This window comes from Ruegeria sp. HKCCD8929 (genome assembly GCF_013031405.1).
Classification (GTDB): Bacteria; Pseudomonadota; Alphaproteobacteria; order Rhodobacterales; family Rhodobacteraceae; genus Ruegeria.
Genome location: NZ_WPZY01000001.1, coordinates 435,784 through 461,665, shown reverse-complemented (window position 1 = coordinate 461,665; position 25,882 = coordinate 435,784). Strand labels below are relative to the sequence as shown.

At 61.0% G+C, this 25,882-nt stretch carries 24 protein-coding genes; 17 read left to right on the top strand and 7 right to left on the bottom strand.

The window, feature by feature from the left end:
- The first annotated feature begins 14 nt into the window (after nucleotides 1–14).
- Together GOX53_RS02060 and GOX53_RS02055 are read left to right on the top strand one after the other, a co-directional pair.
- On the top strand, nucleotides 15–848 hold the full coding sequence (locus tag GOX53_RS02060) for a transporter substrate-binding domain-containing protein (RefSeq protein WP_171173319.1): 834 nt from the start codon (nucleotides 15–17) through the stop codon (nucleotides 846–848).
- 57 nt (nucleotides 849–905) lie between these two features.
- The gene (locus tag GOX53_RS02055) at nucleotides 906–1,793 is read left to right on the top strand and encodes an amino acid ABC transporter permease (RefSeq protein WP_171173318.1); all 888 of its coding nucleotides are present in this window, start codon (nucleotides 906–908) and stop codon (nucleotides 1,791–1,793) included.
- Here GOX53_RS02055 and GOX53_RS02050 read toward each other — a convergent pair.
- Both GOX53_RS02050 and GOX53_RS02045 read right to left on the bottom strand, forming a co-directional pair.
- The gene (locus GOX53_RS02050) at nucleotides 1,790–2,683 is read right to left on the bottom strand and encodes a LysR substrate-binding domain-containing protein (protein ID WP_171173317.1); all 894 of its coding nucleotides are present in this window, start codon (nucleotides 2,681–2,683) and stop codon (nucleotides 1,790–1,792) included. The genes GOX53_RS02055 and GOX53_RS02050 overlap by 4 nt on opposite strands.
- A gap of 82 nt (nucleotides 2,684–2,765) precedes the next feature.
- Nucleotides 2,766–3,344, bottom strand: a complete 579-nt coding sequence (locus GOX53_RS02045) for a helix-turn-helix domain-containing protein (protein WP_171173316.1) — start codon at nucleotides 3,342–3,344, stop codon at nucleotides 2,766–2,768.
- A gap of 112 nt (nucleotides 3,345–3,456) precedes the next feature.
- Between GOX53_RS02045 and GOX53_RS02040 the strand changes: the two genes are divergently transcribed.
- From GOX53_RS02040 to GOX53_RS02015, 6 genes are all read left to right on the top strand, one after another.
- Nucleotides 3,457–4,707, top strand: a complete 1,251-nt coding sequence (locus tag GOX53_RS02040; RefSeq protein WP_171173315.1) for an FAD-dependent oxidoreductase — start codon at nucleotides 3,457–3,459, stop codon at nucleotides 4,705–4,707.
- 12 nt (nucleotides 4,708–4,719) lie between these two features.
- Nucleotides 4,720–4,977 carry a sarcosine oxidase subunit delta gene (locus tag GOX53_RS02035; RefSeq protein WP_171173314.1) on the top strand — a complete coding sequence of 86 codons (258 nt, stop codon included), beginning with the start codon at nucleotides 4,720–4,722 and terminating at the stop codon, nucleotides 4,975–4,977.
- On the top strand, nucleotides 4,967–7,882 hold the full coding sequence (locus GOX53_RS02030) for a sarcosine oxidase subunit alpha family protein (RefSeq protein WP_171173313.1): 2,916 nt from the start codon (nucleotides 4,967–4,969) through the stop codon (nucleotides 7,880–7,882). Before GOX53_RS02035 ends, GOX53_RS02030 begins: the two co-directional genes overlap by 11 nt.
- 1 nt (nucleotide 7,883) lies before the next feature.
- On the top strand, nucleotides 7,884–8,381 hold the full coding sequence (locus tag GOX53_RS02025; RefSeq protein ID WP_171173312.1) for a sarcosine oxidase subunit gamma: 498 nt from the start codon (nucleotides 7,884–7,886) through the stop codon (nucleotides 8,379–8,381).
- 14 nt (nucleotides 8,382–8,395) lie between these two features.
- Complete coding sequence (locus tag GOX53_RS02020) at nucleotides 8,396–8,791, top strand: RidA family protein (protein WP_171173311.1); 396 nt, start codon at nucleotides 8,396–8,398, stop codon at nucleotides 8,789–8,791.
- 168 nt (nucleotides 8,792–8,959) lie between these two features.
- On the top strand, nucleotides 8,960–9,889 hold the full coding sequence (locus GOX53_RS02015; RefSeq protein ID WP_171173310.1) for an AEC family transporter: 930 nt from the start codon (nucleotides 8,960–8,962) through the stop codon (nucleotides 9,887–9,889).
- Between the two features lie 15 nt (nucleotides 9,890–9,904).
- On the opposite strand, the gene GOX53_RS02010 is transcribed toward GOX53_RS02015, so the two are convergent.
- The 3 genes from GOX53_RS02010 to GOX53_RS02000 all read right to left on the bottom strand — a co-directional run bounded on the left by GOX53_RS02010 (nucleotide 9,905) and on the right by GOX53_RS02000 (nucleotide 12,429).
- A complete protein-coding gene (locus tag GOX53_RS02010; RefSeq protein ID WP_217351625.1) occupies nucleotides 9,905–10,228 on the bottom strand; it encodes a non-heme iron oxygenase ferredoxin subunit in 324 nt (107 codons plus the stop codon).
- Nucleotides 10,225–11,178 carry a fatty acid desaturase family protein gene (locus tag GOX53_RS02005; RefSeq protein WP_171173309.1) on the bottom strand — a complete coding sequence of 318 codons (954 nt, stop codon included), beginning with the start codon at nucleotides 11,176–11,178 and terminating at the stop codon, nucleotides 10,225–10,227. Before GOX53_RS02005 ends, GOX53_RS02010 begins: the two co-directional genes overlap by 4 nt.
- 162 nt (nucleotides 11,179–11,340) lie before the next feature.
- The gene (locus GOX53_RS02000; protein ID WP_171173308.1) at nucleotides 11,341–12,429 is read right to left on the bottom strand and encodes a hypothetical protein; all 1,089 of its coding nucleotides are present in this window, start codon (nucleotides 12,427–12,429) and stop codon (nucleotides 11,341–11,343) included.
- A gap of 67 nt (nucleotides 12,430–12,496) precedes the next feature.
- Here GOX53_RS02000 and GOX53_RS01995 point away from each other — a divergent pair, with 67 nt between their 5' ends.
- From GOX53_RS01995 to GOX53_RS01970, 6 genes are all read left to right on the top strand, one after another.
- A complete protein-coding gene (locus GOX53_RS01995; RefSeq protein WP_254446420.1) occupies nucleotides 12,497–13,459 on the top strand; it encodes a LysR substrate-binding domain-containing protein in 963 nt (320 codons plus the stop codon).
- A gap of 96 nt (nucleotides 13,460–13,555) precedes the next feature.
- Nucleotides 13,556–14,584: an aromatic ring-hydroxylating dioxygenase subunit alpha gene (locus GOX53_RS01990; RefSeq protein WP_171173307.1), complete on the top strand. Its 1,029-nt coding sequence runs from the start codon at nucleotides 13,556–13,558 to the stop codon at nucleotides 14,582–14,584.
- 268 nt (nucleotides 14,585–14,852) lie between these two features.
- Nucleotides 14,853–16,439 carry a peptide ABC transporter substrate-binding protein gene (locus GOX53_RS01985; RefSeq protein WP_171173306.1) on the top strand — a complete coding sequence of 529 codons (1,587 nt, stop codon included), beginning with the start codon at nucleotides 14,853–14,855 and terminating at the stop codon, nucleotides 16,437–16,439.
- Between the two features lie 67 nt (nucleotides 16,440–16,506).
- The gene (oppB, locus tag GOX53_RS01980) at nucleotides 16,507–17,424 is read left to right on the top strand and encodes an oligopeptide ABC transporter permease OppB (RefSeq protein WP_171173305.1); all 918 of its coding nucleotides are present in this window, start codon (nucleotides 16,507–16,509) and stop codon (nucleotides 17,422–17,424) included.
- Nucleotides 17,417–18,547, top strand: coding sequence for an ABC transporter permease (locus GOX53_RS01975; protein ID WP_171173304.1), 1,131 nt, complete (start codon nucleotides 17,417–17,419; stop codon nucleotides 18,545–18,547). The genes oppB and GOX53_RS01975 overlap by 8 nt, the downstream gene beginning before the upstream one ends.
- A gap of 13 nt (nucleotides 18,548–18,560) precedes the next feature.
- On the top strand, nucleotides 18,561–20,180 hold the full coding sequence (locus GOX53_RS01970) for an ABC transporter ATP-binding protein (RefSeq protein ID WP_171173303.1): 1,620 nt from the start codon (nucleotides 18,561–18,563) through the stop codon (nucleotides 20,178–20,180).
- Nucleotides 20,181–20,277: 97 nt separating this feature from the next.
- Here GOX53_RS01970 and GOX53_RS01965 read toward each other — a convergent pair whose 3' ends face one another.
- Both GOX53_RS01965 and GOX53_RS01960 read right to left on the bottom strand, forming a co-directional pair.
- Nucleotides 20,278–21,585 (bottom strand): FAD-binding oxidoreductase, encoded by a 1,308-nt coding sequence (locus tag GOX53_RS01965; RefSeq protein ID WP_171173302.1) that lies wholly within the window; start codon nucleotides 21,583–21,585, stop codon nucleotides 20,278–20,280.
- Nucleotides 21,586–21,633: 48 nt separating this feature from the next.
- The gene (locus GOX53_RS01960) at nucleotides 21,634–22,422 is read right to left on the bottom strand and encodes an IclR family transcriptional regulator (RefSeq protein WP_171173301.1); all 789 of its coding nucleotides are present in this window, start codon (nucleotides 22,420–22,422) and stop codon (nucleotides 21,634–21,636) included.
- Between the two features lie 273 nt (nucleotides 22,423–22,695).
- Between GOX53_RS01960 and GOX53_RS01955 the strand changes: the two genes are divergently transcribed.
- The 3 genes from GOX53_RS01955 to GOX53_RS01945 all read left to right on the top strand — a co-directional run bounded on the left by GOX53_RS01955 (nucleotide 22,696) and on the right by GOX53_RS01945 (nucleotide 25,874).
- Nucleotides 22,696–23,697 carry an ABC transporter substrate-binding protein gene (locus GOX53_RS01955; protein ID WP_171173300.1) on the top strand — a complete coding sequence of 334 codons (1,002 nt, stop codon included), beginning with the start codon at nucleotides 22,696–22,698 and terminating at the stop codon, nucleotides 23,695–23,697.
- Between the two features lie 105 nt (nucleotides 23,698–23,802).
- Nucleotides 23,803–24,609, top strand: coding sequence for a taurine ABC transporter ATP-binding protein (locus tag GOX53_RS01950; RefSeq protein WP_171173299.1), 807 nt, complete (start codon nucleotides 23,803–23,805; stop codon nucleotides 24,607–24,609).
- A complete protein-coding gene (locus tag GOX53_RS01945) occupies nucleotides 24,606–25,874 on the top strand; it encodes an ABC transporter permease subunit (RefSeq protein ID WP_171173298.1) in 1,269 nt (422 codons plus the stop codon). The genes GOX53_RS01950 and GOX53_RS01945 overlap by 4 nt, the downstream gene beginning before the upstream one ends.
- The last annotated feature ends 8 nt before the right edge of the window (nucleotides 25,875–25,882 follow it).

Here is a 25,882-nt window from a genome sequence, read left to right as displayed (position 1 = left end):
CAAGGAGGTAACCCATGAAGTTTTCCAGAAGAATGCTCGGGCTCGCCCTCGCGGCGACGGCTGCAACCGGCCTTGCCCTTCCGGCGTCCGCGCAAAGCACCACGCAGGGTTTGTCAAGCGAAAGCGTGATCGAGACCATCAAGCAGGACGGCGTGATCCGCATCGGCCTGTCGCTGTTCGTGCCGTGGTCGATGCGGGACAAGAACGGCGATCTGATCGGGTTCGAGCTGGATGTGGGCCGGCAACTGGCCGAGGATATGGGCGTCGAGGTCGAGTTCGTGCCGACCGCCTGGGACGGCATCATCCCGGCGCTGGTCTCGGGCAATTTCGACGTGATTATCTCGGGCATGTCGGTGACCGCACAGCGCAACCTGACCATCAACTTCACCGATCCATATGCCTATTCGGGTCTGGCTATTCTGGCCAACAAGTCGATGACCGAAGGCATGTCGCTTGAGGATTTCAATAAGCCCGAAATCACGTTCGCCGCACGCCGTGGCGCGACACCGGCCGCAGTGATCGCCGAGAACTTCCCAAACGCCACGCTGCTCCTGTTCGATGAGGACGGCGCCTCGACCCAGGAGGTTCTGAACGGCAACGCACACGCCTCGATGGCGGCGCAGCCGACACCAAACCGCGAGGCCGGGCGCAACCCGGAGACGCTGAGCGTGCCGTTCGAAAACCTCTACGATCCGCGCGGCGAGGCCTTTGGTGTGCGCAAGGGGGATCCGGACGCAATGAACTACTTCAACAACTGGATCGCCCAGCAGTGGCGCAGCGGCTGGTTGGAAGAGCGTCACAACTACTGGTTCGCCACCGAAGAATGGGCGGATCAGGTCGCGCAGTAACCATCTGAAACACGGGGCGCCGGGCACTAATCCGGCCCCCGTACCGAGGACCCGCCGGTGCAGAATTTCGTCAAAAAAATGAAATGGCCCGATTACCTGATCCTGGCGCTGCTGGTCGGGTTCTTCGGATATATCTGGTACTCGATCGAAGGAACACTGAACTACAAATGGCGGTGGGAACTGATCCCGGGCTATATTGTCGGCTGGCACTCGGGGCGTGAGGAGTGGTTTGCCAACCTGCTGTTGCAGGGGCTGGCAGCCACGGTTCGCATCAGCATCTACGCCAGCATCCTGGCCCTGATCCTGGGCACGATCCTCGGCGTCGCACGCTGTTCGGCCAATCTGACAGTGCGGATGCTGGCGCGAACCTATCTGGAATGCCTGCGCAACATCCCGCCCGTGGTTGTGGTTTTCATCTTCTTCTTCTTCCTGTCGCAACAACTGATCGACGCGCTTGATCTGGAACGCTGGGCCCGTGGCATCGCGCGGCAAGAGGATATCGGCGTCTGGGAGTTCTTCTTTGGCGAGATGCGGCGGTTCCCGTCGCTGGTCTCGGGCGTCATCGTTCTGGCCCTCTTCGAAAGCGCCTTTGTCGGCGAGATCGTGCGCGCAGGCATCCAGTCGATCCCGCGCGGCCAGCGCGAGGCGGCGCGGTCGATCGGCATGAGCCGGGTGCAGGAGCTGCGCTATATCGTGCTGCCGCAAGCGATGAAGCGAGTGGTTCCGCCGCTGGCGAACCAATTCATCACACTGATAAAGGACAGCTCGATCATCTCGCTGATTTCGGTGCAGGAGCTGACCTACAAGACGGTCGAACTCGTTGCCTCGTCCCGGATGATCTTCGAGGCATGGATCACCACCGCCGCCTTCTATTTCCTCGTCTGCTTCACCCTGTCCCGGGTCTTTGCCCGGCTGGAAAAACGCGGCAAGGCTGGGGAGCGTTAGGCGGTCGGTGTGGCGCGGTCGCGGGCGAGCTGCAGAAACTCCTCGGCAGGGGCTGAAAGCGGGCGCTTGCCCGACCAGATCAGCACCGCCTTGAAATCCAGAGGCGCCGCGAAGGGTACCGCAACGCAGCCTGCCACCGCCTCCAATTGGGCCGGAGTTGCTGCCACGAGGGATATGCCAAGCCCGCGCGCAACAAGCTGACAGATTGCGTCCGTTGTCCGGGTCTCGAACCGCAGGCTGCGCGTGATCCCCTGCTTATCGAACAGGCGGTCGATGGCGTGGCGAAACCGGGACCCGGCAACATAAGAGATATAGCTTTCGCCTGCCAAATCCTTGAGCTGGATCGATGTCTTCCCGGCCAGAGGGTGAGCTATCGGCAGCACGCAGGACACCTCGCCCCGGTGCAGGATCAGACTGTTCAGCGCCGGATTGGCGGGTTCGCTGGTGGACAGCCCGAAATCGTGGTTCTGCGAGACCAGCCATTCGACGGTATCGTCATTGGCCTCGATCTCCATCCGAGTCATGACCTTGGGCCGCCGTTCCGCGAAATCCGCGATCAAGTCGGGGGCAAGCTGGCTGGCAAAGGTCGGCGTTGTGACAAGGCGCAGCATCGCGTGGCCAAAGGTGCCGATCACGGCGGCGGCGTCCTTGATATGCTCCATGCCGCTGACCGCCTGACGCACCTCGACCACCAGCAGGCGGCCCTCTTCAGTCGGCACCAGTCCGCGCCCCTCGCGCTGGAACAGGGCAAAACCCACCTCCGCCTCGAGATCCGAAATCAGTCGAGAGACCGCTGGCTGTGAGATGCCCAGCATCTCAGCGGCTTCGGTGACCGAGCCCGAGGAGATGACGGTGCGAAACGCATCGACCTGCCGGAACGTGATTTTCATGGTCCCTCCGCTTGCGTCCCGGCTCTGCACCCGGGCTTGCGCCCTTTATGACGGCGCGACCGGGCAGGTGCAAACCTTGCGCCTAGTCGGGACGGGAAGAGACCGTGATGAATTCCACATGATCGCCATCGATCTCGGAAAACCCGTGCGGCAGCTTGGCATCGAAACTCAGCGTGTCGCCCTCGCGCATCACGAACCGCTCGGAACCGCAGCGATAGGTGGCCGCGCCTGACAGGATGAGCAGGAATACGTGACCCTCGTGCTGGTAGGTCGGCAGCGTGCCCGCCTCATCTCGGTCGATACGGATACGTGCAGCCTGAAAACTGCCGCCCGGGCCGCAATGCTTGCCCAGCAGCAGGTATTCATGCGCATGGTTCGGCGCCACCCGGCGCGACGGCAACCCCTGCCCCGCCCGCACGTGGTGCACATCGGCGGTGTGGTCATTCTGCGTCAGCAGCGCCATCACAGGAACCGACATTGCCTCGGCCAGCGCGCCCAGTGTCGAAAGCGAGGGCGAGACCTGCCCGTTCTCGATCCGGCTGATCATCGCCGCCGACACGCTCGAGGTGTTGGACAGGGCCGTGACGGTCAGCCCTCGCTCCTGCCGCAGCCGGTTCAGCGCCCGCCCGACCGCAATGTCGATACCCGATTTCTCTGCCATTCTACCCTCCGACCGATTGCCGCTCGTTTCCTTCAATACCGTTTCGCCCGGCACTCTGCGAGTGGTGGAATCACTTGACTGAATTTTACCAATGGTAAAATATATGCACAATATGCAAAGATACAACGTTGCCTCCCTGATCTGGCAGGGGTTGAACAAGCACAAGGGTTGGACCCGCGCCTGGCGCAGCCCGCCACTGAAAGACCGCTACGAAGTCATCGTGATCGGCGCGGGCGGACATGGGCTCGCGACCGCATACTATCTGGCCAAGGAGCACGGCATCACCAATGTTGCCGTGCTCGAACGCGGCTGGCTGGGCGGCGGCAACATCGCCCGCAACACGGTCACCGTGCGGTCGAACTACATGCGCGATGCCTCGATCCCGTTCTACGTCAAGTCGGTCGAGATGTTCGAAGGGCTCACGGATGAGCTGAACTTCAACCTGATGCACTCGAAACGCACCATGATCGACGTGGTGCAGACCTATCCCAAGATGCGCGAGCTGCGGCGGCGGCAGTTGACGATGGACATCTACGGCTCGACCTATCGGCAGATCAGCGAGGCCGAACTGCGCCGTCGTGTCCCCGCGCTGACCGGAGGCGGGCCGGATGCGCGGCTGCCGGTGATCGGTGGGATGGTGCATACGGATGCGGGCGTGAACCGGCATGACGCCGTGGCCTGGGGCTATGCGCGTGCGATTGACGCGATGGGAGTGGATATCCACCAGCAAACCGCCGTTACGCAGTTGATCCGGGCGCAGGACGGCTCCATCGAGGGGGTTGAGACCGCTCGCGGCACCGTTCGTGCGGATAAGGTTGTGGTAGCCGTATCGGGCCATACCACGACACTGACCGAAACGGCGGGGCTGAAACTGCCCCTGCGCACGATGAACCTGACGGCCTTCGTCTCCGAGCCAGTCAAACCGCTGGTTGATGTCATCGTGAACTGCCCCGATTCAGGTTTCTACTTCAGCCAGTCCGACAAGGGGGAAATGGTGATCGGCGGCGCGCCCGACATGGGCCAGAGCTTTCGCCGGGACATCAAGCAGCATGTGTTCGAGGATACTGTGACTGCGATGCTGTCACTGTTTCCTTCGTTCAAGAGGCTCAAGCTGATGCGGCAATGGGGCGGGCATCTGGATATCGCCCATGACGCCTCTCCCATCATGGACCAGACCGATGTGCCGGGGTTGTTCATCACCGCCGGATGGTGGGGTGGCTACAAGGCCATTCCCGCAGGCGGCCTGACCCTGGCGCATCTGGTCGCAACCGGGCGCCCGCATCCGCTGATGGCACCATTTACGCTCAGCCGCTTCCGTCATCTCGACTACGTGATGGAAACGGGCACCACCACCGCCAGGTAAGGAAAGCACCGCATGCTGTTGATCCCCTGCCCTTTTTGCGGCCCGCGCAACGAAAGCGAGTTCGCCTTTGGCGGCCCGGTCAAACCCGACCGCCCCGATCCCAATGCGACCTCAGACGCCGATTGGGTGGCCCATTTAACACAAGTGCCCAACCCGCTCGGCCCGGTGCAGGAGCGGTGGTGGCATGTCCGCGGCTGCGGCACCTGGCTGACCATCTGGCGCGACACGCGCACCCATGACATCGTGGAGGGCCCCGCCGATGCAGGTTGACCGATTGCCTCAAGGCGGCCGGATCGACCGATCCCGGCCTCTCCCCTTCACCTTCAACGGGCGGCGCCTTTCGGGATTCGAAGGCGATACGCTGGCCTCGGCCCTTCTGGCCAACGGGGTCAAGCTGACCGCGCGCAGTTTCAAGTACCACCGCCCGCGCGGGATCGTTGGAGCGGGCCCCGAGGAGCCATCAACACTGGTGGAACTTAAAGGCGCGGATGCATCGGCTAATCAACCGGCGACCACGGTTCGGTTGCGCGACGGGCTCAGCGCGCGGTCAGTGAACTGCTGGCCCTCACCCGGCTTCGATCTGGGCGGGATCAACCAGCTTTTTGCCCGTTTCCTGCCGGCTGGGTTCTATTACAAGACGTTCAAATGGCCGAACTGGCATCTTTATGAGCCCTCGATCCGCAAGGCTGCCGGGCTGGCGAGCGCTCCCGCGGAGCCGCCCACTCAGGGTCATTTCGAGAGCCGTTTCGCCCACGCCGATCTGCTGATCGCGGGCGCCGGGCCTGCCGGTCTGATGGCAGCACTGGTCGCGGGCCGGGCGGGTCTGCGTGTCATGCTGGCCGATGAGGGCATCGAGGCCGGAGGCAACCTACTGTCACGCAAGCTCACCATCGGCGGTCAGGACGCGATCACCTGGGTAAGCGACACCGTCACCGAACTGGCCGCAATGCCCAATGTCACCCATCTGCGGAACGCGACGGTCTGGGCTTATCGCGAACACAACTACCTGATGGTGAACGAACGCGTGCCGGAGAACCCCAGCCTGCTGGAGCGTAACTGGCGGGTACGTGCGCGCCATGTCATCACCGCCACCGGCGCCATCGAGCGCAGTCTGGTCTTCGGCAACAACGACCGCCCTGGCGTGATGCTGGCAGGTGCGGCGCAGACCTATGTCAACCGGTTTGCGGTCCGGCCCGGCAAGCGGGCGGTTGTCTTTACTAACAACAACAGCGCCTATGCCGCCGCCGCCGATCTGCGCGCCGCCGGTGTGAAGGTTGCCGCCGTCATCGACAGCCGACGCGACGTGCCGGATGCGGCGCGCGCGCTGGTGCCGGACACCGAGATTCTGTCGGGCCATGTCGTGACCACAGCCGTCGGGCACCGCCATGTGCGTGCGGCCGAAATTGCCCCCATCGGCGGAGGCGCCACCCGCCGCATATCCTGCGATCTGTTGGCACATTCCGGGGGTTGGAACCCGGCGGTTCACCTCTTCTCCCAATCGCGCGGCACGCTGCACTATGACGAGACACTGGCCAGTTTCCTGCCCGATCAGCCTGCGCAGAATACTATCTGTGCCGGTGGCGCGGCGGGCGAGATGACTTTAGCCGAGGCGCTGCGTTCGGGGGCTGAGGCCGGCGCGAAAGTCGCCGGTGTGCCGGTTCCGAAATGCCCCGATGCCAACGACCTGCCTTACGCGATTGAACCCCTCTGGCGTGTCGAGCCGGCGCGCGGCAAGGCGTTTCTGGACATCCAGAACGACGTCTCAGTCGATGACGTTCATCTCGCCCTGCGCGAGGGCTATGACAATGTCGAACATGTCAAACGCTATACCACCGGCGGCATGGGGATCGATCAGGGCAAGACCGGCAACATCAACATCATCGGCACCGTTGCCCTACAGCAGGGTCTGCCGCTGGACGAAGTTGGCACGACCACTTTCCGATCACCCTATACCCCGGTCTCCTTTGGAGCCATTGGCGGGATACGCGAGGACAGCGTTGTCCTGCCCTATCGCCACACCCCGATCACCGAATGGAACCTCGCCCGAGGAGCCTTCATGTACGAGGCGGGCGCGCGCTGGCGGCGCCCGGGCTATTTCCCGCGTCCCGGCGAAAGCTTTCAGGACACCGTCAACCGCGAATGCCGGACGGTACGTGAGGGCGTCGGTGTCTATGACGGCTCTCCCTTAGGCACGTTCGAGTTGAAGGGCCGCGATGTGGGCCGGTTCCTCGACCATCTCTACACCAACATCATGTCGACGCTGAAACCCGGTCGAGGTCGATACGGCCTGATGCTGACCGATGACGGGCTCATTCTGGATGACGGTGTGGCGCTGAGGCTGGATGAGCACCGCTGGATCGTCTCGACCTCGACCGGTCATGCGGATGCAGTGAATTCGCATATGGAGGAGCTGTTGCAGACGCAGTTCCCCGACTGGAACGTGTTCGTCACCACCGTCACCAGCCAATGGAACAATGCCACCATCTGCGGGCCAAAAGCGCGCGAGGTGATGGCGGCACTTGAGGGCGATATCGACCTCTCTCCCGAAGCGCTGCCGTTCATGAGTTTTGCCGAGGGCACCGTCGCCGGATTGCCCGCTCGCGTGGTGCGGGTGAGCTTCACCGGCGAGCTGTCCTTTGAGGTCAACGTCGCCCCCCGTCACATGCGCGCGCTGTGGGACGCGATCATGGAGGCCGGGGCACCCTTTGGAATCGAGCCCATCGGGTCCGAGGCCAATCATGTGCTGCGCGTCGAGAAAGGGTTTCTCTCGCTTGGGCACGAGGTGGACGGCACTGTCGACCCGCATGACCTTGGCATGGGTTGGGTCATGTCGAAGAAGAAACCCGACTATCTGGGTAAACGCTCGGTCGCCCTGCGCCGCGCGGGCGATACGGTGAGGCGCGAGCTGGTGGGAGTGCTTCCGACCGACCCCAACCGCCAGATCCCCGAGGGCGCGCCGCTGACTCCGGGCGGCGAGCGCAGACCGACCGAGGGGTTGGTCACCGCCTGCGTCTGGAGCGTGGTTCTGAACCGGTGGGTGGGGCTTGCGCTGCTGGAACGCGGGGCGTCGCGCCATGGCGAAACAGTGCATGTCCGGCTGACCGACGGCACTATCCCGGCGGAAGTCGCCGCACCCATCTTCTACGATCCCGACGGCGAAAGGTTGAGATCCTGACATGGCATATGACGCTGCAATCGACAGGCTGCCCCTTTCGGCTCTTTTCGACCTGAAAGGCAAACGCAAGGCGCTGGCCGAGTGGACCAAAGGCACCCTGCCCGCCTTTCCAGAACACCCCAACAGCCTAAGCCACACAGACGGCAGGACGCTTTGTTTCATCGGCCCCGATCACTGGATCTTACGCGCTGACATCGAAGATGAGGCCGCGCTGCAGGCCGCGTTGAAGCCAGCCCAATCTCCGCCCGAGATCAGCCTCGTGACCGTTTCGGACACGCACAATTTTTTTCGCATCACTGGCCCTGACGCAGATCAGGTCATGTCCATCGGCTGCCCGCTTGACCTGCATATCTCAACCTTCGGGCCCGATGCCGTGAGTTTCACCGAGTTCTTCGGCCTCAAGGCGCTTGTCATGCGTTGCGAGGGCGGGTTCGATTGCGGGGTAGAGCAGAGTTTCGGCGACATGATCGCCGACTATCTCGCCCGCGCCATGGCCTGACAGGAGGAGAGCGTATGTCCCGCACCCATATCCACAAATACGAAACCCGCTATCACGCTCGGGCAACCTACTCCAAAGCTATCCGCGCGCGGGGCGATCTGGTGGTGATGCAGGGACAGGTAGGTACCCTGCTGGACGGCACTGTGGTGGGTAAAGGCGATCCCGGCAAACAGGCAGATCAGGCTTGCCAAAACATCGACCGTTGGATGCGCGAGGCAGGTGGCAGTCTGAAGGATGTGGTCAAGCTGACCGTTTATGTCACCGACATCTCTTATCGCGGTCCGGTTTACGAGGCGATCAACCGCTGGTTCGAGGGCGTGCATCATTGCTCGACCGGCGTCGTAGTCAGCGCGCTGGCCGATCCCGCCCTGCTGGTCGAAATCGACGCCATGGCGGTGATCGACGACTAGAGCACTTCGCAAAAAACTCCACACAACCAACATCACCTAACGCTTTAAAATCTTTGATTTCAGGCAGCGTTTGGTGATTCAAGTATTTTGCGAAGTGCTATAGAGCCTCGCCAATCCCACCAGATCGTCCTATGGCAATCGGAACCACATCTCTGACCGAGACCGCCCATGTTCGCCATCCTCACCTCGATCTTGCCGATCTTTTTGATCATCGCGCTTGGCCATCTGCTGCGCCGGGGCGGCATTCCCAGCACCGAGTTCTGGAACCTCAACGACAAACTGGTCTACTGGGTGCTGATGCCCTGCCTGATGTTCAACAAGATCTCGGTGGCGTCGTTGAGCAGTGCAGCGCTCAGCGATTATGCTCTTACGTTGTTGGGCGGGCTCGCGGCAGCGGTGATCTTTGCGCTGATTGCCAGCCGTGTTATGGGATACCCGCCTGCCAGAGCGACCTCGGTGCTGCAAGGGGCGGCGCGCCACAATTCGTTCATCGGGTTGGCATTGGCGGCAAACCTGTTCGGTCCGCAGGGGTTTGAAACCGCAATTCTCGCCTCGGCCATCCTGATCCCGGTTACCAACGTCACCATCGTCGTCTTGATGGTGACCGCCTTGCAACCCGGCAGGCGCGGCAGCTTGCCTCTGGCAATCCTGCGGGACCTTGCGCGCAATCCGCATATCATCTCGATCTCGCTTGCCCTGCTCGCCAACCGGTTCGTCGATCAGGAGGTTCCGGTATTGCACGAGATGACCGGAATTCTGGGGGCCGCGGCGCTTCCGATAACGCTGCTTGCTGTTGGTGCCAATCTGCGGGTGCGGGCGATGGCTGCCAGTGTTACTCCGCTGGCATTGGCCTTTATCGGCAAGCTGCTGGTTTACCCGGCGGTCACTTTGGCCATCGGCCTGACCCTGGGCCTGCCCGAAGATACCCTTGAGATCGCATTGGTCTATTCTTTGGTGCCGACCGGTGTCACAGCCTATACCTATGCGCGCCAACTGGGTGGGGATGCGCCGCTGATGGCGGCGATTGTCACGCTTCAGACCCTCGCCGCCCTACTCACGATCCCGCTGTCGCTTTACATCCTGCTGCCGCTGATCTGACAACGGCAGGCCGCGTCAAATCCTGACCTGCACCATGCCGTTTTCGACCCGCGTAGGAAACACCCGCATCGCCCGCGTTGCAGGGGCCGAGACCGGCTTGCCGTCGCGCACGTCGAACGCGCCCTGATGCAAAGGGCACTCGATCACGTGGCCGTCGAAATAACCGTCGCACAGATCGGCCCCGCCATGGTTGCACAGCGCCAGCGAGGCGTAGATCCCGCTGGGCGTGTCATAGATGGCCAGTTTGCGCGCGCCGATCTGCACCCGGGTCACCCAGTTCTGCTCCAATTCGGACAGACCGATCACATCCCGCCAGGGTTTCTCTGCCGCGATGTTCATGCCTCTGCCCTCTTTGCAGAGCGACCGAGGATCTGACGCAGAATATCCAGATGCGCACCCAGATAGCCGCGCGGCTCTACATAGATGTGATCGCGCAGCTTTTTGTGCAGCCGGGGCAGCGCGTGATAGGGCACCGAAGCAACATAGTGATGCTCGGCGTGGTAATTCATGTTCCAGCACAGAAACCGCCATGGCGCCGAGACCAGATTGGTGCGGGTGTTCTCGTGCATCTGCGGCACCGTCGGACGCCCGACATGTTCGGTCATGCGTACGAAGCGCATCACCGGTTCGCCCAGGATCATTGGGATGATCCAGTACCAAATCAGACCCCACCAGCCGGTCACCGCCATCCCAATGAGCAGCGCGGCATAGATCGCCAGCATCATCCGCGAGTCACGATAGACAGCTGCATGTTCGACCTTGGGAATGAACCGCAACTCTGCCTCGGAAAGTTGGCCCCTTGCATGACGGAACACTTCGGTGAACTTGCCTTTCCAGTAAGGCAGCGCCGAGAGATAGAGCAGGTATTCGCCAAGGCTTTTGGGCAACGGGATCAGTTCGGGGTCGTCGCCAGTCAGCTGCGTATAGGTATGGTGGTCGCAATGCTCGTAGCGAAAGAACCGGTGCGGCAGCATGATGATAAGGCCGCAAATCTGGCCCACGATGTCATTCAGCTTGCGGGTCCGGAACACCGTGTAGTGCACGCATTCGTGCTGCAGGGAAAAGTGATGCACCAGCACGGCCCCCTGAAGGAACATGGCGGGCCAGATCAGCCAGCTTTCCCAGGCCAGTGTGATCAGCGTGGTGGTTGCGGCCAGAACCAGTACCCATAGCACCAGCTTGCGCAGCGCCGGTCCGTCCGAGCGCTGCATGAATGTCTTCAGCTCCTCGCGCGATAGCTTTCCCTCGGCCAAAGCCTGAGTCAGCGGCGTGACGATTGCGTCTGTCATGTGATTTCTCGTATTTCATGCCGGTGCGAGTCATTGTCGATCTTGCGGCACCGGCGCCGGAGACGGGAGTGCTCCGCACCATGGGGCCGGTTCGTCTCGGCCCCATTAATCAAGGATTTTGTCGCCCTTGCGCGATTCGATCAAGCGTGCGACTGCGCGGGCCTAGCCGACGGCGCGAAACCCGATATCCCAGTCCGGGTGTTCGAACAACGCGGCGGCGCAGGGGTATTTGCCCAGAATTTCGGGACCGTCCGGCAGCCGTTCGGCATGGAACACGCCGCGTTCCCAATAGGTCACCCCGTCGATCACGATGGTCGGGTCGATGACGTTCCAGCTGATCTCACCCGGCGCATAAGCGCCGCATGTGTGAAAGTGCAGGATGCGCGGATTACCAAAGGCCGAGCCGCCCCAACGCTCGAAATTCTCACGCATGTCCCACGGATAGCCACAGCCTGGGTGGATGCCCGCGTGCCAGGAGTGCACGAAGTTCCGGTCGATACCGAACAGCGACGCCACCCGATCGTAATGGGCATTGGCCCTCGCCACATCTTTCGCGGAACCCTCAAAACCGGTCAGGCGACCCGACTGCATTAGGGCGTGGACGGGACCGTCGAATTGGATGGTGTAATCGTCGTAGTATTTCGACCCGGTGCCGGTCAGGAACCCCGACAGCGCGACCCTCCCCGAAAAGCTATGTGCCGGGACCGGCGTGAAGACCGACATCGGAAAACGCAGGATCGAAGTATCGCCCTCGGGCCGCAGGTTCATCTCGGGCCGCCCTGTCACATCGGTGCCCGCCGGACAGGTCAGGTGGACCGCCTCGGCCTCGTTCAGAACAGTGTTGATGGCATGCTTGATCTCCATGAAGGCATCGTGATGCCCGTTGGAGAAACCGGACCCGAACAGGGCGCGATTTACCGCGAAACTGACAATGATCTTCTTGCCTTGAGGCATGTCGGAAAACCGCAGCTGATCGCCGAGGCGGGCTAGAAACAGGATGATGTCGGCCGCCTCGAACTGGTGCAGCAGGGTTGGGGTCAAATGTGGAGTGTGCGGGTCAAACCCTACATCAACGGTTTCGACATGCAGCCCCAGCTCGCGGGCCTGACACGCCACGCAGTCCACAGCGTCGCTGTCGAAATACCCGTATTCGGGCGGCTCATAAGCGATCAGCAGGCGATCGCCCGGCTGCGCCTTGGCACAGTTCAAAAGCAGATTGCGCGCACCGCGCTCGGGCGTGATGTCAGACATTTTTTTTCCAGCGAAATTGCAAAGCAATTATCGCTGACGACATCAATGGAACCAGTTGAAAGTCATAATGTTTGACATTAGCGTCACTTATATGATCATCAATCTGCCCTACTCTGCCCTGCGCGCATTCGAGGCGGTTGTGCGCCACACCAGTTTTTCCACCGCCGCTGCCGAGTTGGGCGTCAGTCAGAGCGCCGTCAGCCAACACGTGAAGGCTTTAGAAGAATGGTTGGGGCAGGACTTGCTGATGCGGGGGGCCCGCCAGTCCATGCCGACACGCGAGGGCGAGCAGCTGGCACAGGCAATTTCCGAAGGTTTGGGGCGAATATCGAATGTCTGCGAGGCGATCCGGGATCGGCATCGGGATGCCCAGACGGTGACGATCAGTTGCCTGCCGGGCTTTGCCTTTACCTGGCTTTTCCCCCGTCTTTTGCGGTTCGACCTCGCCCATCCACATCTGTCGATTTCAATTGCGACCGATACCGGTCAGCGCCCTTTTTCGGGCCTGAACGCCGATATCGGTATCCGCTACGGCCTGGGCAACAACCCCGGATACCATGTCGAGCGATTGATGGAAGAACGACTGTTCCCGGTCTGCGCCCCCTCGATGCTTGAGGGGGCAAATGCGCTGCGTAGCGTTGCAGACCTGGCCAATTACACGCTTTTGCAAGATGAAAACCTGGATTTCGGCATGTCCAATCCGACGTGGGATTTTTGGGCGCGTGAGGTTGGCGCGACCCTGCCTCCCAATCTGCGAACCCGGCGGTTGGGTCAGTCGAACATGGTGGTTCAGGCCGCCATCGAAGGGTTGGGTGTCGCACTTGGCCGGGAACCTTTGGTCATTGACGCGCTCTGTGATGGACGGCTGGTTCGGCCTTTCCCCGAGGTCACAAAGTCACCTTTGTCCTATTGGCTTGTGCGCCGGCGTGAAACGGATGATAGCGGCAAGGTCGCAGAATTTCTGTCCTGGATTCACTCCGAAGTTCAGGCTCAACCCGACATTCCGGACCCAGCGTGTGTTTTGAATTAGCACTGCTAATGCACAGTATAATCATTCTGGCATGGATCACCCCTTGCCCCTGCCCAATACTGCGTCCAGCCACCGGACAAATGGGAGAGGGCGCAGATGTTTCTGAAAAATTGCTGGTACGTCGCTGCGTGGAGTAAAGACATCGGCCGCAGCCTGAAGGCCGAGACCTTTCTGGGCGACAACATCGTGCTTTACCGTCAGGAGGATGGAACTCCGGTCGCGCTTGAGGATGCCTGTCCGCACCGAAAACTGCCCCTGTCGGACGGCAACCTGAAGGGCGATCATGTGGAATGCGGCTATCACGGGCTGACCTTCGACTGTTCGGGGGCCTGCGTCGCCGCGCCGACCCAGCAGGCCGCCGTTCCACGCCGGGCGGTGGTCCGCTCGTACCCGGTTGTGGATCGCTACCGGCTGCTCTGGATCTGGATGGGCGATCCCGAGCTGGCCGATCCCGACACGATATTCCCCATCGAGAATTTCGACGACCCAAGCTGGGGCCTGACCGATGGTGGCGTGCTGGATATCGACTGCCATTATCTGTGGATCTGCGACAACTTATTGGACCCCAGCCATGTCGCCTGGGTGCATGTCAGTTCCTTTGCCGGGGCAGGCACCGATGACGAACCGCTCAATGTCGCAAAGACCGATCGAGGCGTTGTGGTGTCGCGCTGGATTGAGAACAAGCCGCCCTCGCCCTACTACTCCAAGCTGGTGCGCTTTGATGGCGATTGCGACCGCCTACAGCACTACGAAATGTCCTTGCCCGCAATTGGGCTGAACAAGTCGGTCTATACGCCGGTCGGCACCGGCGGGTACGACAAGGCGCCGGTGGAAGAGACCTTCATCAACATCTCGTACAACTTCATGACGCCGATTGATGAGGATCGGACCCGTTACTTCTGGTTCCAGCATCGGAATTCCGATCCGGACAATCGCGAAATCTCCGAGTTCATGAACGAAGGTGCGTATATGGCGTTCAACGAGGACCGGGAGGTTCTGGAAAAGGTGCATCTGGGCATGAAGCACGCAAAAACGCCGCATATCGACCTCGGGTTGGACGCAGGTGCCAAACAATTTCGCCTGATCCTGGACCGTACGATCACGGCGGAAAATGCGGATACGTGAAACAATGCCTCCGGCACACGATCTGCCGAAATTCGAATCGCCTTGCAATCTGAGCGAGAGCGGCCGTCTTGGGCGGCGGGCAGCTGCGGACCAATCGGACTGTCGCGAAAATTACTCAAACTGACGGGCGCAACCTTCTAAAATGTCAATTCTACGCGATAAACCGACATAATCCGCCAATTCGACTTGACCTGACGAAGCCGCTTGAAGTTCGCGAATTGGCGGCTGTACGGTTGTGCATCAACTCGCTTCCAGGGAGGGAGATCTCATGATGACATCCATAAAATCGATGCTCCTGTCCGCGACGATTGTCGCCGGATTGGGAACAGCTGCCTCTGCGGCCACATACATGCGGGGCAATGACGGTAACCCCGAAACGCTTGACCAGCACAAGACCTCAACCGTCGCAGAAGCCAACATTCTGCGTGATCTCTACGAGGGGCTGGTGGTCTACACACCTGCCGCCGAGGTGACGCCCGGCGTTGCCGAAGAATGGGAAGTGACCGATGACGGTCTGGTCTACACTTTCAAGCTGCGTCAGGATGCGAACTGGTCCAATGGCGATCCGGTAACCGCGCAGGACTTCGTCTATTCGCTGCAGCGGATCATGAAGCCCGAGACTGGCGCGAAATACGCCAATATCCTATACCCGATCCAGAATGCCGAAGCCGTCAACAAGGGTGAGGCCGATGCCTCCGAGATGGGCGTGAAGGCAATCGACGACAAGACGCTGGAAATCACGCTGGCACAGGCCACCCCGTTCTTCATCGAACTGCTGACCCACCAGACCGGCCTGCCGGTGCATCCGGCCTCGGTCGAGGCGCATGGCGCCGATTTCGTGCAGCCCGGCAACATGGTGTCGAACGGCGCATTCACGCTGAAATCGAACATCCTGAACGACAAGATCGTTCTGGAAAAGAACCCGAACTTCCACGGCGCTGACAACGTGGCGCTGGACGAGGTGAACTACCTGCCTTTTGAGGATCGCGCCACCTGCGTGCGCGCCTGGGAAGCGGGCGAAGTGCACAGCTGCTCGGACCTGCCCGCCGAAGACATCGCACGTCTGAAGGACGAGCATGGCGATGCGGTGCGCGTGGCCCCGTATCTGGGCACTTATTACTACGCGCTGAACCACCAGGACGAAGTGCTGGCAGACCCCGAAGTGCGTCAGGCCCTGTCGATGGCCATCGACCGTGAGTTCCTGGCCGAAGAGATCTTCCAGAGCACCATGGTTCCGGCACAAAGCTTCGTGCCGCCCGGGATCGGCAACTACACCGGCGGCTCGCCCGAGACCGAGTATTTCGGCATGTCGATGCTGGATCGCGAGGACAAGGCCGCCGAGATTCTGGCCGCCAAGGGCATCTCACCCGACAGCCCGGTCACCATCGAGCTGATGTATAACACCTCGGAAAACCACAAGAATGCCGCAACCGCGATTGCGGATATGTGGGCCAATCTGGGTGTGAATGTCGAATTCAATGTGCGTGACGCCTCGGCCCACTACGCACATCTGCGCGACAAGGGTGATTTCGACGTGGCCCGTGCAGGCTGGATCGGCGACTATTCCGACCCGCAAAACTTCCTGTTCATGGTCGAGTCGGACAATGATGGCTTCAACTATGCCAATTACGACAACGCCGAATATGACAAGCTGATGGACGATGCCGCTGCCGAGACCGATCTCGAAGCGCGCGCCGAGATCCTGAAACAGGCCGAAGGTCTGTTCATGCGTGATCTGCCGTTCATCCCGCTGCTGTACTACTCGTCGCGGTCGCTGGTGTCGCCCAAGCTGCAAGGCTGGGAGGACAACATCCAGAACGTACACGCCTCGCGCTATCTGAGCATCTCGGAATAAGCGCCTGATCCGGCGCCGGGCCAAACTCCCGGCGCCATTTCTTTCCTCTGACCCCTCGGCCAATCCGATGCTCAGCTACGCACTGCGGCGGCTTCTCTCCGCCATTCCCACGCTGTTTATCATCGTCACCGCTGCGTTTTTCATGATGCGCGTCGCCCCCGGCGGCCCGTTCGATCAGGAGCGCACGCTTGAGGCGACGGTGATGGCGAACCTCAATGCCACTTTCGGCCTCGATAAGCCGCTCTGGCAGCAATACGCGATCTATCTTGGCAACCTGTTCCAGGGCGATATGGGCCCGTCCTTCATCTACCGGGACAAACGGGTGCATGAAATCCTGGCGGAAGGTCTGCCGATCTCGATGCAACTGGGCGCAACCGCGCTGTTTCTGGCGCTGGTCATTGGCGCCGCGCTGGGATCGCTTGCGGCACTGCGCCAGAACACGCGAACCGATTTCGGCGTGATCGCGATTGCCACGTTCGGCATCACGGTTCCGAACTTCGTAGTCGCGCCGGTGCTGTCGCTGGTCTTTGCGGTGATGCTCAGTTGGCTACCCGCGCAAGGCTGGGGGCAATGGAACCAGATGATCCTGCCGGTGATCGCGCTTGCGCTGCCACAGGTCGCGGTGGTCACCCGGTTGATCCGCGGCTCGATGATCGAGGCGCTCAGGTCCGACCATGTGCGCACCGCCCGCGCCTATGGCCTGCCGAACCGCATGGTGGTGGTCAAACACGCGCTGCGCGCCGCGATCCTGCCTGCGGTCAGCTATCTAGGCCCTGCAGCCGCAGCGCTGCTGACGGGCTCGATCGTGGTCGAGCAGGTGTTCAACCTGCCCGGGATTGGCCGCTATTTCGTGATCGGCGCGCTCAACCGCGACTATACGCTGGTGATGGGCACGGTGGTGATCGTCGCCCTGTTCGTGGTGATCTTCAACCTGATCGTCGACCTTCTCTACGCCGTTCTCGATCCGAGGGTGCGCTATGACTGATATCTCCGTAGATACCGCCCCGGTTTCCGGGGAAAGCCGCTCGCTCTGGGCCACCGCCATGCTGCGGCTCAGACGCAACAAGGCCGCTATGGCCTCAATCGTGGTGCTGATCGTAATGGCGATTGCGGGTGCAATCGGCCCGCTGGTGGCACCGCACTCTTATTCCGAGGTTTATCCCGAATTCGTCAAGGTCAAACCCTCGCTCAGCCCCTATCCGCAGGAAGCGCAGATCATTCCAGCCGCGGAATCGGCGCTGAGACGCGCCCGCGTCGATCTGGGTGAGATCGAGGTCGAGGGCGGCAAGGTCCGCATCCCGGTCTCAAGCGAGCGCCGCGATCTGGACCCGCGCATCTCGCGCTATCTGGAACGCTCGGATGTGTTCTCGAATGCCGAGATGTCCATTGACGCAAATGATCCCAAGAAAGGTGTGATGGAGGCCTCGGTCCAGCAACTCTATTTCCTGATGGGCACGGATGCGAACGGGCGCGACCTGTTCTCGCGCATCCTGATCTCGCTCAGGATCTCGCTGCTCATCGGCGCGCTGGCCACTGCTGTCGCCCTGGTCATCGGTGTGCTCTATGGCGCCACCGCCGGGTTCGTCGGAGGCCGCGTCGACAATGTGATGATGCGGTTCGTCGATGTGATGTACTCGCTGCCCTTCGTGTTCTTCGTGATCCTGCTGATGGTGTTCTTTGGCCGCAACCTGGTGCTGATGTTCCTGGCAGTGGGTGCGGTGGAATGGCTGGATATGGCCCGTATCGTGCGCGGCCAGACCCTCAGCCTGCGGCGCCGCGAATTCGTGCAGGCCGCCGAGGCGATGGGGGTCTCGGGCCGCGCCATCGTGCGGCGGCACATCATCCCCAACACCGCCGGTATCGTGATCATCTACATGACCCTTTTGATCCCGCGGGTGATCCTGCTGGAAAGCTTCCTCAGCTTCCTCGGCCTCGGCGTGCAGGAACCGCTGACCTCGCTGGGTGTGCTGATTTCGGAAGGCGCCAAGAACATGCGGAACGCGCCGTTCATGCTGTTCTATCCGGCGGCCACGATGACCGTTCTGCTGTTTGCCCTGAACTTCCTGGGCGATGGTCTGCGCGATGCGCTCGACCCCAAGGACCGCTGAGATGGAGGACGAAATGACCAGCGAACGCGTACTTGAGATCGACGACATCCGCGTCACCTTCGATACTCCCGACGGGGCGATTGAGGCGGTCAAGGGTGTGTCGATCCATGTGGCCCGGGGCGAGACCGTGGCCGTGGTCGGCGAAAGCGGCTCGGGCAAGAGCCAGATCATGATGTCGGCGATGGGGCTGTTGGCCTCGAACGGGCAGGCAACCGGCTCGGTCCGGTATCGCGGGCAGGAAATCCTGAATCTGCCGGTCAAGAAGCTCAACAATATCCGCGGCGCCAAGATCACCATGATCTTTCAAGAGCCGATGACCTCGCTCGACCCGCTTTACACCATCGAGGATCAGCTCTCTGAGCCGTTGATCGTGCACGGCGGCAAATCGCGGTCCGAGGCAAAGGCGCGGGTGCTGGAACTGCTCAAGCTGGTCAAGATCCCCGAACCTGAGCGGCGGATGAAATCCTACCCTTATGAGTTGTCCGGCGGGCAGCGTCAGCGGGTGATGATCGCTATGGCGTTGGCCAACGACCCCGATCTGTTGATCGCGGACGAGCCGACCACCGCGCTGGATGTGACCATTCAGGCCGAGATCCTGCACCTGCTGGCCGATCTGCAAAAGCGGCTGGGCATGTCGATCCTGTTCATCACTCACGATCTGGGCATCGTTGAGGCCTTTGCCGACCGGGTTTACGTGATGCGGCAGGGCAAGCTGGAGGAAGAGGGCAAGACCGCCAAGATTTTCGACACTCCGGCAACCGATTACACCCGGATGCTGCTCGACGCCGAACCTTCGGGCGAAAAACCCGCACCTGCGAAGGGCGCCGAGGTGATGCTGGAGGGCTACGGCGTCAAGGTCACGTTCGGCCAGCCCGCCGGGTTCCTGCGCAAGGACACGCAATTCACCGCCGTCAAGGGCATCGACGTGGCACTGCGGCGCGAACAGACCATCGGGATCGTCGGTGAAAGCGGCTCGGGCAAATCCACGCTGGGCCGTGCGCTTCTGCAACTGCTGCCGTCCGAGGGCCGGGTGGTTTATCTGGGCCAGAACATCGCCGGATTGGACCGCGCCGGGATGCGGCCCTACCGCGATGGGCTGCAGATGGTGTTTCAGGACCCATACGGCTCACTTTCGCCCCGTATGACGGTTAGCGAGATCATCGCCGAAGGATTGCAGGTGCACGAACCGGGCCTGTCGCGCAAGGAATATGCCGAACGCGCTGCGCAGGCGCTTGAGGATGTGGGCCTCGACCGGTCCATGCGCAACCGCTTCCCGCACGAGTTCTCGGGCGGCCAGCGCCAGCGCATCGCCATCGCCCGCGCCGTGGTGCTGCGGCCCAAGGTGATCGTGTTGGATGAGCCGACCTCAGCGCTGGACCGCTCGGTGCAAAAACAGGTGATCGAGCTGTTGCGGCGTCTTCAGACAGAGCATTCTCTGTCCTACCTGTTTATCAGCCACGATCTGGCCGTGGTGCGGGCACTGTCGGATTACGTGATGGTGATGAAAGAGGGTGTGGTGGTCGAAGAGGGCGCCACAGGTCAGGTGTTCGACGCCCCACAGCAGGAATACACCCGCGACCTGATGCGCGCCGCTTTCGATCTGCGAGGTATTCTGCGCGAACGGCTGGCTTGAAGCTGCATATCTGGATGGGTCCAAAATGGAGGGCCCGTCCACCTCAGACTTGGGTTGGTCCAGTCTGGGGAACAGGGAGTTTTTCAGGCGCACCAGCTCATGATCTGGTTTCAATCGCATCCAGAAGTCGCATGAACCAGACTGCCGACCCCAAGCCCATCAACTTGAAGGGGCGATAGGGAATTGCCTTGATCGGCGCAGTCGGGAACGGCAGCGTGTCCTGTGCCGCACCCAGCACCCGTTCGGCCAACACTCGTCCCATCACATTGGACATAGCCACGCCACGGCCGTTGTACCCAAGGCCGATGACCAGACCTTTTTGCGGTTCGTGAAGGTGTGGCAAATGATCGTCGGTAATGGCGATCTGACCGCCCCAGCGGTGGGTCCAGGCTGCACCCCTGAGTTGCGGAAACACCCGCTCGGCGTCTCGCCTCAGCCAATCGAACCCGCCCAGCTCACCATTTCCAAGGCGCTTGCCCAGCCCGCCATACACAATGCGATTATCCGGCTCGCGCCGGGCATACATTATCACCCGGCGGCTGTCCGAAATTGTGTGACCATCCGGCAGTATACTGTCGATCACATCATTAGGCAGAGATGCGGTTGCCATCTGGATCGGGGTCAACGGGATGATGCTGCGGTCCAGTTTGGGCACAAGCGGTCCCGAGTATCCGTTGGTTGCCACGATCACGTTCCCTGACCTGATCGAGCCTCGGTCCGTCTGCACCTGCCACTGATTGTCCACCTGTTTCAAAGAGTGTGCTGTGGTGCGGCCAAAGATCCTTGCCCCTCGTTGCGCTGCCGCCTTGGCCAGGCCCTGCGCCAGCATCAATGGATGCACCGCTCCGCCACGCGGCGTGATCACCCCGTATTCGTAGGACTTGGTGCCGGAAACGCGATGCACGTCTTCGCCGCGCGCAACGGTCATCCCGGCACCAAAGCTGTTCCATTCCTTCACATCCGCCTCTGCCTTGCGCAGAGCGCGTTCGTTGTGCAGCACCCTCAGCCATCCGTTTTGCCGTGCCTGGCACTCAATCTGATAGGTGTCGATCAGGGAAAACAACTCGTCTGCCGACTTCAGTGAGGCTTCGGTCAATCGCTCGAAATATGTTGCACCCAGCAACCGGCGCAGTTTTGCCGGCGAGTTGAAGGGCAGCATCGGATTGACCTGACCACCGTTCCGGCCAGATGCACCCCAGCCGACATCGCCGGTATCGATAACCGCGACGGACGTGCCAGCCTCGGCCAGGTGCAAGGCTGCGCGAAGGCCGGTGAAACCAGCCCCTATGATCGCCACGTCGGTCTGAAGATCCCCATCAAGTGGCGCGTTTACATCCGTGTTTTCAACGGCGTCTGCCCATAAGGACCTGGGCCAGTCAGGGGCGGCTTTGTCAGAAATATCCATGACAGTCTCGCATTGCAGAACTGCTCTATCATCATGCAAGACACAACGTCACATCGTCAACCCGGATTCACTTGGCACCGCGCCTCCGATCAATGTCGAAATATGGCGTGTGGCGCCCTGAAGACGAGGGACCATCGCCAGCACCTTGTCCTTGCCCGCGCGCTCGGCCAACGCCCAGACTGACAGGCACGCGGCGACCTTGTTCTGCTCGTTCCAGATTGGAGACGCGATCCCGACGACGCCCGAAATTTCCTCTTCGATCGCGGTCGCATATCCCCCTTCCAGAATCTCGAGGAATTGTTCCTCAAGCTCTTCCTGTGAGGTCTTGGTGAACTCGGTGAATTTCTCAAATCGAACCGAGGACAGCACCGCGTCCCTTTGCGTTCTACTCATATGTGCCAGAAAAACCTTGCCTGCGGCGGTACAGTAGAGTGGCGCGTGATCCCCGGCGCGGGCCGCGAAACGGATGGAGACATAGTCGGATGTCCGCAGATACAGAACGGTGCTGCCGTCAAGCACCGACAGAACCACGTTCATGCCGGTCTCATCGCTCAACCGTATCATCGGGTCGGCTGCTGCCTGTTGCAAATCGGTCCGGTGCCAGGCCGCACGCGCCCACTCAAAGAACCGGGGGCCGGTGCGGTACCTGCGGCTTTCCTTTTCGTAGTCCACCATCCCTTCGCTCTGCAGGACTGCAAGAATCCGATGGCACGAGCTTTTGACAAACCCTGTCTGCGCAACGATTTCCGAGAAGGCCAGCGGTTGTCGTGAATGCGTCAGAACATCCATGACCAACGCGCATTTCGTCACAATCGAACTCTCGCTGGACCGACCCATGTGTGCCTTTCCTCTTGTTCTTGCAATGCAAACCGGGTCACCCGAAACTCGCAATCAAAGCAGTGGGACGAGCTGAGTCGGCCTGGTCATACCGAGAAAACTGTTGACGCAAAGCAAAGCTGCTTAATACTCTCCTATTTCAGAACACTAGTTCTGTAAAGCGATAGATCGAAGCTGTCCCTGACGACCAAAGGCGCGTTCTGGCGCGCACCAACAAAACCGCAACCCGAACGGGTAGCTCATAAGAACAAACGAATCCAACCGGAGGAAATCATGAAAAAAGTTCTCGCAACCATTGCGGCCACCAGTGTGCTGGCCCTGTCCAGCCATGCCGCGCTGGCCCAGGATCTGGATGAAATCACCGTCGCCTATTTCCTGGAATGGCCCCTGCCCATGCTGGAATCCAAGGCCAATGGCGCCTATGACGAGGCACTGGGGCTCAAGGTGAACTGGGTGAGTTTCGAGACCGGCACCGCGATGAGTGCTGCCATGGCCTCGGGCGACGTGCAGATCGCCGTCAGCCAGGGCATCCCGCCCTTCGTTGTCGCGGCCTCAGCCGGGCAGGCAATTCAGGTGGTCGATGTGGCCGTGACCTATTCCGAGAACGACAACTGCGTTGTGCGGTCGGATCTGGAAATCGACAAAGAGACCGCGAGCGAGTTGGCCGGCAAGAAAGTGGCGGTACCGCTGGGTACCGCGGCGCACTATGGCTTTCTGCGGCAGATGGATCACTTCGGCGTCGACCTTGCAAGCCTAGAAGTGGTCGACATGGCTCCGCCCGAGGGTGCAGCGGCACTGTCCCAGGGCGCGGTTGATTTCGCCTGCGGCTATGGCGGCGGCCTGAGCCGGATGAAAGAGCATGGCAACGTGCTGCTGACCGGCGCCGAAAAGGAAGAACTGGGCATTTTGGTCTTCGACGTCACCTCGTCACCCGAAGCGTTCGTTTCGGAAAACCCCGATCTCGTCGCCAAGTTTCTTAGCGTGACAGCCGCAGCTAACGAACGCTGGAACTCGGGCGCCGGAGGCGATGAGATGCTGGGTGTGATCGCCAAGGAATCGGGCATGGATCTGGAAGCCGCACGCGGCGCCATCGGCACGATGGGTTTCCCGAGCATAGGCGAGCAACTGTCCGAGAAGTGGTTGGGTGGCAACGTTCAGACCTTCATGAAAGGTGTGGCGGATGTCTTCGTTTCGGCGGGCAGCATCGACGCCGCTCTGGGCAGCTATGAAAACTCGGTCAATGTCGAGCCGATGCAGATCGCTGGCGGCAGCTAATCTGATCAGGCAGGCCCGATTTCAGTCAGGCCTGCCCACCACACTCATAAAATGCGCGTGCGCATCCCCGATGGTGGATGACGCCCCTCATGCAGAAAGAGGGACATGACAGGATTATCAATCGAAAAAATCTCCATGCGTTTCGACCTGCCGAACGGCACGTCGGTGCAAGCGCTCAAGGACGTTTCGCTGCACCTCAAGGAAGGTGAGTTGATGAGCGTCCTGGGGCCGTCGGGCTGCGGCAAGACCACGCTGTTGAACATCGTGGCCGGGTTCCTCGCCCCGACCGAGGGGCAGATCGTGATGAATGGTCACACGGTCTCGGGCCCGGACGCCGAGCGCGGCATGGTGTTCCAAAGGGGCGCGCTGTTCGAATGGATGAGCGTGCGGGAAAACGTCAGTTTCGGCCCTCGCATGAAAGGCCAGCGCGAGGCGCAATACGGCGCCGAGGTCGATCATCTGCTCGATATCGTGGGCCTGCAGGACTTCAAGGAAAAGGCAATCTATGAATTGTCGGGCGGCATGCAGCAGCGGGTGGCGCTAGCGCGTTGTCTTGCCAATGATCCTGATGTCATTCTCATGGACGAACCTCTGGGGGCGCTCGACGCGCTGACGCGCGAAAAGATGCAGTCGCTGGTGCTGAAGCTCTGGAAAGAGACTGGCAAGACCATCATCCTGATCACCCACTCGGTGGAGGAGGCGCTGCTGCTGGGCGAACGGCTGCTGGTCATGGCGCCGCGACCGGGCCGGATTCATAAGGAATACCGCCTGCCCTTTGCGGATATGGGCGTTGGGCAGGATTTGCGTGACGTCAAGAAACACCCCGAATTCGCCACCAATCGCGAAGAAATCCTGGGCATGATCTGGGATATGGAAGAGGAAATCATGGGGCGCACGGAGGCAGCACAATGATCCCGATACTGATCTACGTTGCCATTTTCATCGCCGCCTTTTTCGCGGTAAAGCTTGTCACTGCCGGAACGCAGCGCCACGATTTCACATCTCTCAAGACCGTGACGTTCGGGGACGAAAGCGCGGTTGTGTCCGATCGCAAGGCCTCGATCATCTCGATCGTTGCTATCTTCGCGCTGTGGGGGGCGTTCACCGGATCGGCGCTTTTGCCCGGTTTTCTGCACGCACCCGGCCCGTTTGTCGGCGAGGGGACTTTTACCTATACGGTAGAAACGTCGGATGGTGAGCGCGACGACGCAACGGTCACCGTTGTGGTACATCCTGCGGACGCGCCAGCAGACGCACCCGAGGTGGCGCCCGGCGACGGCTTTGCCAAGGATGACAGCGTGGCGATTGCCGCCTATCGTAGTCAGTTGGCGCGGCTGGACAAGAACGACGAGATTGGTCGCGGCGAAGGGGCCCGGATCGTCGCGGTGAACGGCGAGTCCATCGAGCCTGGCGGCGTCGTACAAACCGATTTCGCGCGGGTCGCGATGTCGCAGCGCGGTACGCTCAACATCGAGCCGGACAAAGGCTGGCAGATGGAGCCGATCTGGCTACCGGCACCGGAAAACGTAGGGAGCCGCCTGGCCGAGATCATCACCGATGGCTTCCGCAATTACACACTGTGGGAACATCTGGGGTTCTCACTGTTCCGGGTGATCGCCGGTTTTGTTCTTGGGTCGTTAGTTGGCATTCCGCTTGGCTATGCCATGGGTCTGTCCAACTGGTTCCGTGGCTGGTTTGACCCGATTGTCGAGTTCATGCGCCCTGTCCCGCCGCTTGCCCTGATCCCGCTGGTGATCATCTGGGCCGGCATCGGCGAAGGCGGCAAGATCATCCTGCTGTTCCTTGCAGCACTCTGGATCATGGCCATTGCCGCACGATCGGGTGTGTCCGGCGTGAATATCTCAAAGGTGCACGCGGCCTACTCGCTGGGCGCCTCGAAATGGCAGCTGATGCGGCATGTCATCATCCCCAACAGCTTGCCCGAGATCTTCACCGGTGCACGCGTGGCCATGGGTGTCTGCTGGGGCACGGTTGTGGCCGCCGAGCTTGTGGCGGCTGAAAAAGGCGCGGGCATGATGATCATGGTGGCGTCGCGTTTCCAGAACACCGATATCGTGATCATGGGGATCATTCTGATCGGCGTCATCGGCTTTGGCATCGACATCCTGATGCGGTGGGCCGAACGTGTTCTGGTGCCGTGGAAAGGCCGGAGCTGATCCATTTC

Bases quoted from the DNA above. Each gene is read 5' to 3' on its own strand.
- GOX53_RS02060 (WP_171173319.1), top strand. From the start codon at position 15: ATGAAGTTTTCCAGAAGAATGCTCGGGCTCGCCCTCGCGGCGACGGCT.
- GOX53_RS02050 (WP_171173317.1), bottom strand. From the start codon at position 2,683: ATGAAAATCACGTTCCGGCAGGTCGATGCGTTTCGCACCGTCATCTCC.
- GOX53_RS02045 (WP_171173316.1), bottom strand. From the start codon at position 3,344: ATGGCAGAGAAATCGGGTATCGACATTGCGGTCGGGCGGGCGCTGAAC.
- GOX53_RS02040 (WP_171173315.1), top strand. From the start codon at position 3,457: ATGCAAAGATACAACGTTGCCTCCCTGATCTGGCAGGGGTTGAACAAG.
- GOX53_RS02035 (WP_171173314.1), top strand. From the start codon at position 4,720: ATGCTGTTGATCCCCTGCCCTTTTTGCGGCCCGCGCAACGAAAGCGAG.
- GOX53_RS02030 (WP_171173313.1), top strand. From the start codon at position 4,967: ATGCAGGTTGACCGATTGCCTCAAGGCGGCCGGATCGACCGATCCCGG.
- GOX53_RS02025 (WP_171173312.1), top strand. From the start codon at position 7,884: ATGGCATATGACGCTGCAATCGACAGGCTGCCCCTTTCGGCTCTTTTC.
- GOX53_RS02020 (WP_171173311.1), top strand. From the start codon at position 8,396: ATGTCCCGCACCCATATCCACAAATACGAAACCCGCTATCACGCTCGG.
- GOX53_RS02015 (WP_171173310.1), top strand. From the start codon at position 8,960: ATGTTCGCCATCCTCACCTCGATCTTGCCGATCTTTTTGATCATCGCG.
- GOX53_RS02010 (WP_217351625.1), bottom strand. From the start codon at position 10,228: ATGAACATCGCGGCAGAGAAACCCTGGCGGGATGTGATCGGTCTGTCC.
- GOX53_RS02005 (WP_171173309.1), bottom strand. From the start codon at position 11,178: ATGACAGACGCAATCGTCACGCCGCTGACTCAGGCTTTGGCCGAGGGA.
- GOX53_RS02000 (WP_171173308.1), bottom strand. From the start codon at position 12,429: ATGTCTGACATCACGCCCGAGCGCGGTGCGCGCAATCTGCTTTTGAAC.
- GOX53_RS01995 (WP_254446420.1), top strand. From the start codon at position 12,497: ATGTTTGACATTAGCGTCACTTATATGATCATCAATCTGCCCTACTCT.
- GOX53_RS01990 (WP_171173307.1), top strand. From the start codon at position 13,556: ATGTTTCTGAAAAATTGCTGGTACGTCGCTGCGTGGAGTAAAGACATC.
- GOX53_RS01985 (WP_171173306.1), top strand. From the start codon at position 14,853: ATGATGACATCCATAAAATCGATGCTCCTGTCCGCGACGATTGTCGCC.
- oppB (WP_171173305.1), top strand. From the start codon at position 16,507: ATGCTCAGCTACGCACTGCGGCGGCTTCTCTCCGCCATTCCCACGCTG.
- GOX53_RS01975 (WP_171173304.1), top strand. From the start codon at position 17,417: ATGACTGATATCTCCGTAGATACCGCCCCGGTTTCCGGGGAAAGCCGC.
- GOX53_RS01970 (WP_171173303.1), top strand. From the start codon at position 18,561: ATGACCAGCGAACGCGTACTTGAGATCGACGACATCCGCGTCACCTTC.
- GOX53_RS01965 (WP_171173302.1), bottom strand. From the start codon at position 21,585: ATGGATATTTCTGACAAAGCCGCCCCTGACTGGCCCAGGTCCTTATGG.
- GOX53_RS01960 (WP_171173301.1), bottom strand. From the start codon at position 22,422: ATGGGTCGGTCCAGCGAGAGTTCGATTGTGACGAAATGCGCGTTGGTC.
- GOX53_RS01955 (WP_171173300.1), top strand. From the start codon at position 22,696: ATGAAAAAAGTTCTCGCAACCATTGCGGCCACCAGTGTGCTGGCCCTG.
- GOX53_RS01950 (WP_171173299.1), top strand. From the start codon at position 23,803: ATGACAGGATTATCAATCGAAAAAATCTCCATGCGTTTCGACCTGCCG.
- GOX53_RS01945 (WP_171173298.1), top strand. From the start codon at position 24,606: ATGATCCCGATACTGATCTACGTTGCCATTTTCATCGCCGCCTTTTTC.